This is a genomic window from Pseudomonas sp. GW821-FHT07G06 (assembly GCF_058986625.1).
The window spans coordinates 1-7,051 of the sequence record NZ_JBYSVW010000037.1; the positions used below are offsets into that span (position 1 = coordinate 1).

The following is a 7,051-nucleotide window of genomic DNA, read 5'->3' on the forward strand; positions in this document are numbered from 1 at the left end:
TCCCCATGTGAGAGTAGGTCATCGTCAAGATTAAATTCCGAAACCCCAATTGCGAAAGCAGTTGGGGTTTTGTTTTTAGTAGAAGTCACCCATTTTCACTGGCACGTTGATGTTCTAACGGGCTGGTTACAGAATTTCTTGACGACCATAGAGCGTTGGAACCACCTGATCCCATCCCGAACTCAGAAGTGAAACGATGCATCGCCGATGGTAGTGTGGGGTTTCCCCATGTGAGAGTAGGTCATCGTCAAGATTGAATTCCAAAACCCCTGTCTGCTAACGCAGACAGGGGTTTTGTCGTTTCAGGGGTACTAAAAAGCCCGTTGTGGAGCTTCTCCACAACGGGCTTTCTCACGTCTTGCACTTGCCGCTGCGGGTTATTTCGGCGTGTTTCTGGCCTGGACTTCAGGGCTGTTGAGGTAGCGCGTAATGACCTCGACCCCTCGGTTCAGATGATGTTCGAGCAGCTTCACGGAGCGTTCTACGTCCCGTTCCTCGGCGGCCCGCAACAATGCCTGGTGGTCGTCCTGGGACAGTTTGCCCAGGCCCATGGCTTCCAGGTTGAAACGCAGGAAGCGCTCTTCCTCGTTCAGGCCGTCTTCAACCAGTTTCAACAGCCGGCGATTGGGCGCCCGGCTGTAAAGCGCCATGTGGAACAAGCGGTTGAGCCGGCCGATTTCGGTGTAGTCGCTTTGTGTTTCGAGTTCGTCGATGTAGCGGGCAGCCTGTTCGAGATCTTCGTCCTGGAGCAATGGCACCGAGAGACGCAGGGCCTCGGACTCCAGCAGGATGCGCAGCGCGTAGGTTTCCACGGCGTCTCCCTGGACCAGCGGCGCGACCACGGCGCCTTTATGGGCCACCACGGTGAGCAATGACTGTGCTTCGAGCTGGCGCAAGGCTTCGCGTACGGGCATGCGGCTGACGCCGAACAGATCGGCGAGGTCCTGCTGGCGCAGGGCCGCGCCGCAAGGGATGCGCCCGTCAAGTATCGCCGCGCGCAGGGTTTCCTCGATCACCGAGCGTGCCAGATGTGCGGGAATCGGCCCGTTGACCTTGATACTGCTGAGAGGGTTGGGCTTTTGTGTCACTAAACGCACCCTGAATAATGAAATTTTTTTGGATCCAAATGACACTAGTAACTGCCTGACAGCTTGTCAAACAAGTGAACGAATGCCTTTCCTGCAGTTTAGCGCGCCGCCAGTGATCTCACCGTGCCATTGTCTTTTTCCGGACTAACCTTCACCATTCGAACGACTCTCTCCTGTCTACCCAGGATGCCTCGCATTGGCGGCATGTTTAACGATCCCCCGGATTTTACGCTGGCTGTGCAGCGCATTGCTGCTGGCTGGCGTGATGCTGGGCAGCTTGAGTGCCGATTGGGACTTTTCCCTGATCAGCCGGCGGGCGCAGGCATTGTACGGACCTTTGGGAGAGGGTCAGCAACGCATTAACGATTGGCAATATTTGTTGGCCAGTCAGAAGCAGATCGGCGAGCCGGAACAACTCAATGTGGTCAATCGCTTCTTCAACAAACAGCTGCGATATGTTGAAGACATCGATCTTTGGCATGAAGTCGACTACTGGGAAACCCCGATCGAAGCCTTGTGGAAAGGCGCCGGCGACTGTGAAGACTACGCTATTGCCAAGTACTTCAGCCTGCGTCACCTCGGTGTAGCCAGTGAAAAGCTGCGTATTACCTACGTCAAGGCACTGACCCAGAACCGCGCGCACATGGTGCTGACCTACTACTCGAGTCCGGAGGCCGAGCCCCTGGTGCTCGACAGCCTGATAGATGCAATCAAGCCGGCCAGCCAACGAAAGGATTTGCTGCCGGTCTACTCTTTCAACGCAGAGGGATTGTGGTTGCCGGGTGCCAAAGGCAACAAAAAGGTCGGCGATACCAAACGTCTGTCGCGCTGGCAGGATGTGTTGAAGAAAATGCAGGCCGAAGGATTCCCGGTCGAGACGACTAACTAGGAGCACGTGCTCAGATGTCTTTGTTCAAACAGCTGTTGATTGCTATCTGTCTGTTCCTGGTGGTCGCCTTCACCGGCAGTTTCATGGTCAGCCTGGAGAGCTCGCGCACTCAGTACGTCAACCAGTTGCGTTCCCATGCCCAGGACGCCGCGACCGCGCTGGCGCTTTCCCTGACCCCGAATATCGACGACCCGGCGATGGTCGAGTTGCTGGTCAGCTCGATCTTCGACAGCGGTTACTACGCGAGCATCCGCGTGGTCGATCTGAAGACCGACCAGCCCCTGGTTGAGCGCACGGGCATTCCGGCGGTCAACAACGTTCCGGACTGGTTCGTCAAACTGATCGGCCTGGAGCCCGCCGGTGGTGATGCGATCGTCAGCCGCGGCTGGGAGCAGGCTGCCCGGGTCGAGGTCGTCAGCCATCCGATGTTCGCGCTGGCCAAGTTGTGGCAAAGCGCCTTGGGCAGCCTGGGCTGGTTGCTGCTGTGCGGCGCCGTCAGTGCGGTGCTCGGCGCGCTGTTGCTGCGCCAGCAATTGCGACCGCTGGATTACATGGTCAAGCAATCCCACGCCATCGCCCGACGGGAGTTCCTCAGCCTGCCGGAACTGCCGCGCACTCCCGAGCTTCGCCGGGTCGTACAGGCCATGAATCAGATGGTCGAGAAGCTCAAGGCGCTGTTCCAGGAGCAGGCCGAGCGTAGTGAAAAACTGCGGGTCGAGTCCTATCAGGATTCGTTGACCGGGTTGGCCAACCGGCGCTATTTCGAGATGCAACTGAATGCCCGGGTGAGCAACCCGGAACAGGCCAGCTCCGGTTATCTGCTGCTGTTGCGGGTCAAGGATCTTGCCGGCCTCAACCAGCGTCTCGGTGGCCAGCGCACCGATGAAGTGCTCAAGGCCGTCGGTGAGCAACTGACTCGCGAGTGCGCCAAGTATCCGGAAACCCAGAACCTGGTGACCCGTATCCGTGGCGGCGAGTTTGCAGTACTGGCACCGGGGCTGGTGCGCGAAGAAGCGTTGCAACTGGCGCAAAATCTCGACAGCGCCCTGGCCAGTTTGCACGCTACCGGCGCCACAGATGTGGCTGCCGTGGCGTCTATCGGCCTGGCGCCTTTCGCTCACGGTGACTCGCCGCAAGCCGTGCTCAGCCTCGGTGATCAGGCGCTGGCCCAGGCCGAAGGCCAGGGCGAGCAGAATTGGGCCTGCATCGAACACAGCCTCTCGGCCAGTGTCGGCGACGATCACCACGCCTGGCACCTGATGCTTGACCAGGCGCTGACACAGCGGCGCTTCGAGCTGTATTTCCAACCGGTAGTGGCCGCCCAGGACACGCAACTGGTGCTGCATTACAAAGTGTTGTCGCGACTGCTCGACGAACACGGCCAGACCATCCCCGCCGGGCGTTTTCTGCCTTGGCTGGAGCGCTTCGGCTGGACCGCGCGCCTGGATCGGCTGATGCTCGAACGGGTGTTGGCGCAAATGAGCGAACATGAGGAGTCGCTGGCGTTGAATCTGTCGTCGGCGACCCTGGGCGACCCGCAGGCGCAAAACAAAATCTTCGAGATACTGCGTGCGCATTCCAACCTCGGCCCGCGTCTGACCCTGGAGATTGGCGAAGAGCAACTGCCTGATCAGGCGGTGCTGGAGCAGTTGACCCGGCGCCTGCGCGAACTCGGCTTCTCACTGAGCCTGCAACGTTTTGGCGGACGCTTCAGCATGATCGGCAACTTGGCGCGGCTGGGGCTGGCGTACCTGAAGATTGATGGCAGCTACATTCGCTCGATTGACCTGGAGAGTGACAAACGCCTGTTCATCGAGGCGATCCAGCGAGCGGCGCACAGCATTGATTTGCCGCTGATTGCCGAACGGGTCGAGACGGAAGGCGAGTTGTCGGTGATTCGCGAGATGGGGCTATACGGTGTGCAGGGCCAGTTGTTCGGCGAGCCCAAGCCCTGGCGCTGATTTGATCGCTCCCACGCAGCGCGTGGGAATGATCGCAAGGGTGTGTCAGATCAACCCGGTCTCTTCATCATCGATCAATTGGCTCAAGCCACCCAAGGCTTCACGGGCCTGGTTTCGGTCCATGAGTTTGGCCTGGGCCGCCGTGGGCAGGTCGGTGACGCGGATCACGCCTTTCTGGGTCAGCACCTGAATCAAGTCATCGAGTACCCGGATCATCTCCAGGTCACTTTGCTTGAGCTGTTTGAGGCTGTTCTCCACAGCCGCATTGGCAAACCAGGCCTGGATTTCATGATTGTCGGCCGGCAGGGTTTCCGTGGCCTCGGCGTAGGCGGCGGGTTCCACGCGTACCAACAGGCCCTGCGCATCGCGTTGCACGTAAAACATTGAGCATCCCTCAGAATTGAGCCAGCGTCTTGCTGTCAGCAGCATAGGTCAACTGCGCGCCAGTATGTGGCGCAGCGACGAAATCGTCACCGGGCAGTGGACACAAACGTGACGACCGCCCCGGAAGGGGCGGCCGTTTTCATGCATCAGCTGTTGTTGTGATCGATTTTGATAGTCGGGTCGCTACCGGCAATCAGGTTGTGCAGGTTGGCGCTTGACCAATTGTTGCCCTCCAGCTTGATCGTCACGTCCGGCGTGGCGGCTGCGGCGTTGCCAGAGTTGAACTGCCCGGTCGAGCTGACTTGCAGCGACGACACGCCATCGACCGTGGTGATTTTCAGGAAGTTGTCGATGGTGCTGCCGGTTTCGCCCTGCAACAGATCGCGCAGGTCGATCCGGTCGCCTTCGCTGGCCTTGAAGTCCTTGATCACGTCGGTGCCGGTGTCGCCCGCTTTCCAGACGAAGGTGTCGCCACCGGAACCACCGATCAGGATGTCGTTGCCCTGTCCGCCCATCAACGTGTCGTTGCCGGTGCCGCCGAGCAGGATGTCATTGCCCTTGCCACCGTCGAGGTTGTCGTTACCACCCGAGCCGAACAGGATGTCATTGCCCGCACCGCCCAGCAGGGTGTCGTTGCCGTCATGGGCACCGGACACATCGAACGCGTTGTAATGCTCGGTGATGTACTGGTGCACGTTGCTGGTGGTGACTTTGCTGATTTCCACGCCGGATTGCTGCGCCACGAAGGCTTGCATGGCCTGGTAACCCTCGCCGGCAATACCGTTGAAGCTCACCAGGTCACCGAACAGGATGTCGTTGCCGTCGCCACCGCTGACGGTGTCGTTACCCGGCATTGTCGCTTCGGTATGGCCAATGATCGAGTTGGCCAAGTCCTTCGGATCGATGTTGGTTTGTGGCGTTTTATCCGAGTCGTACGGCTTCAGGTCGTTGAGAGTGACGTCTTTGTTCAGGCCGATGGCCTCCACCGTCGACACTTTGCCCAGCAGCGCGAAGCTGTCGGTGGAGTTGTCGATGGCACTGGAGCCGGTACTGCTGCCGTTGCCGTCGCGATAGGACAGCTCATAGGTGCCGTTACCCTCGGCGTGAATGGTGCCCAGATCGTCGCTGCTCCAGTAGCCGCCAAACCATGAAGATTTGTACGTCTGCAGAGTGACCGTACCGTCGCTGTCGATGGACAGCTTGTGAGTACTGTCCAGAGTGGCGTTGTAGGTTTGCCCCAGTTTGTAATTGCTGGTGGTGATGACGTCGTCGAGCTTCACGCCGCCGAACAAGTTCGGGTTGGTCTGTTCACCGCTCTGGTAGTAGGTCGGTTTGCCGTCGGTGATGAAGTACGTGAGGTTCTTCGCCCCGGTGTTGGCCATGGCCTCGGCGCTCTGGAACCAGTTGGCCGTGGTTTTGAATACGTCCTCGTAGTTGGTGCCGCCACCGGAAGCCATCGAATCCAGCACCGCCTTGAGCAGGATCAAGGCATTCGGATCGTTCAGGTTGACCGATACCGACTTGTTGACCTGGTTATCAAAGTCCGCGAGGAAGACGTTCACGGTCCCCGAGTTGTTGCCCATGCTCTGCTTGAGGGTGTTGAACACCGACGTCAGCGAGTCCTTGGCCGCGCTGATCGATGACGCACTCATACTGCCCGAGCTGTCGACCATGAATGCGATGTTGTAGTTGGTGCCCGGCACCACGGTCAGTCCACCGATGTCGGCGACCATGATGTCATTGCCGGCGGTGCCGACGAAGTTGTCATTTCCTGCGGTGGCAGTGATCGAGTTATAGCCTGCCGAGTTAATCGTGATCGGAATCTGCGTTGTGTTGGTTGCCGAATCACCCTGGCTCTCGGTCGAGACTGCCGTCACGGTCAGCGTGTTGGTGCCGGTGGCATACGGTGCCGGGGTGTAGCTCAACTTGCTCACATCCCACCCGCTGAGGTTGACGACGCCGTTACCGGTTGTGCCGGTAAAGGTGTGCGTGCCATCGGTCAGGGTCGCACCTGCCGGGATGCCGCCGATCGAGGTAATGGTCTGGGTTTCAGAGCCATCAGTGTCCACTGACGTTACCTTCAAGCCCAATGCGATGCTGCTGTTCTCGGCCACCTGAGTCGTGGTGGCGGTCACGATCGGTGTGTCCGCGACTGCGGTCACACTGATGTCCAGCGTGGTGCTTGAACCGGTATTGGTGGTGTAGGTCACAGTCGGAACCTTGCCACTCCAATTGTCGGCAGGGGTAAAGCTGTAGTCACCGTTGGCACCGACTGTCAGCCTGCCCACGTTTGCGATGGTGGCAGTCCCCCCCGCGCTGTACTCGATGCCACCGATAGTGAATTTGGTCACGCTGAGAGCGTTGTCCATATCGCGGTCGTTGGTCAGTACGTTACCGGTGGCGATCTGGTCCTCAAGGGTGGTTTTGAGGTCCGCCGCCAGCACACTCGGGTCATCGACCGGCGTGACGCCGATATTCAGGGTCGAGGTGACGTTGGGTCCCGAACCGTCGGTGACGGTGTAGGTGACGGTTGGCACCGTGCCGTTGTAGTTGGCGGCCGGGGTGAAGGTGTAGGCCCCGCTGGCTGCGATCACCAGGGTACCGACATTGGCGATGGTCGCCGTGCTGCCGGCCGTGTAAGTGGTCGAACCAATGGTGAAGTTGACCACGCTGACCGGGCCATCGACGCTGCTCGTGCCGGTGAGCACGCTGCCGCTGAGGGCGGTGTC

5 protein-coding genes and 1 rRNA gene are annotated in these 7,051 nt (G+C 59.4%); 3 read left to right on the top strand and 3 right to left on the bottom strand.

Going from position 1 to position 7,051, the window contains the following annotated elements; genetic code table 11:
- The first annotated feature begins 137 nt into the window (after nt 1-137).
- Nucleotides 138-253 (top strand): 5S ribosomal RNA (gene rrf, locus AC3WJW_RS29890).
- A 124-nt stretch (nt 254-377) separates the two neighbouring features.
- Here rrf and AC3WJW_RS29895 read toward each other — a convergent pair.
- Nucleotides 378-1,088, bottom strand: a complete 711-nt coding sequence (locus AC3WJW_RS29895; RefSeq protein ID WP_493728538.1) for a GntR family transcriptional regulator — start codon at nt 1,086-1,088, stop codon at nt 378-380.
- A gap of 196 nt (nt 1,089-1,284) precedes the next feature.
- On the opposite strand from AC3WJW_RS29895, the gene lapG reads away from it, so the two are divergent.
- Both lapG and lapD read left to right on the top strand, forming a co-directional pair.
- Nucleotides 1,285-1,977 carry a cysteine protease LapG gene (gene lapG, locus AC3WJW_RS29900; RefSeq protein WP_493728539.1) on the top strand — a complete coding sequence of 231 codons (693 nt, stop codon included), beginning with the start codon at nt 1,285-1,287 and terminating at the stop codon, nt 1,975-1,977.
- 14 nt (nt 1,978-1,991) lie between these two features.
- A complete protein-coding gene (gene lapD / locus AC3WJW_RS29905; RefSeq protein WP_493728540.1) occupies nt 1,992-3,938 on the top strand; it encodes a cyclic di-GMP receptor LapD in 1,947 nt (648 codons plus the stop codon).
- A gap of 45 nt (nt 3,939-3,983) precedes the next feature.
- Here lapD and AC3WJW_RS29910 read toward each other — a convergent pair whose 3' ends face one another.
- Together AC3WJW_RS29910 and AC3WJW_RS29915 are read right to left on the bottom strand one after the other, a co-directional pair.
- On the bottom strand, nt 3,984-4,322 hold the full coding sequence (locus AC3WJW_RS29910) for a hypothetical protein (RefSeq protein ID WP_015092944.1): 339 nt from the start codon (nt 4,320-4,322) through the stop codon (nt 3,984-3,986).
- Nucleotides 4,323-4,468: 146 nt separating this feature from the next.
- The coding region (locus AC3WJW_RS29915) for a type I secretion C-terminal target domain-containing protein (protein WP_493728541.1) at nt 4,469-7,051 on the bottom strand (2,583 nt) is incomplete at its 5' end.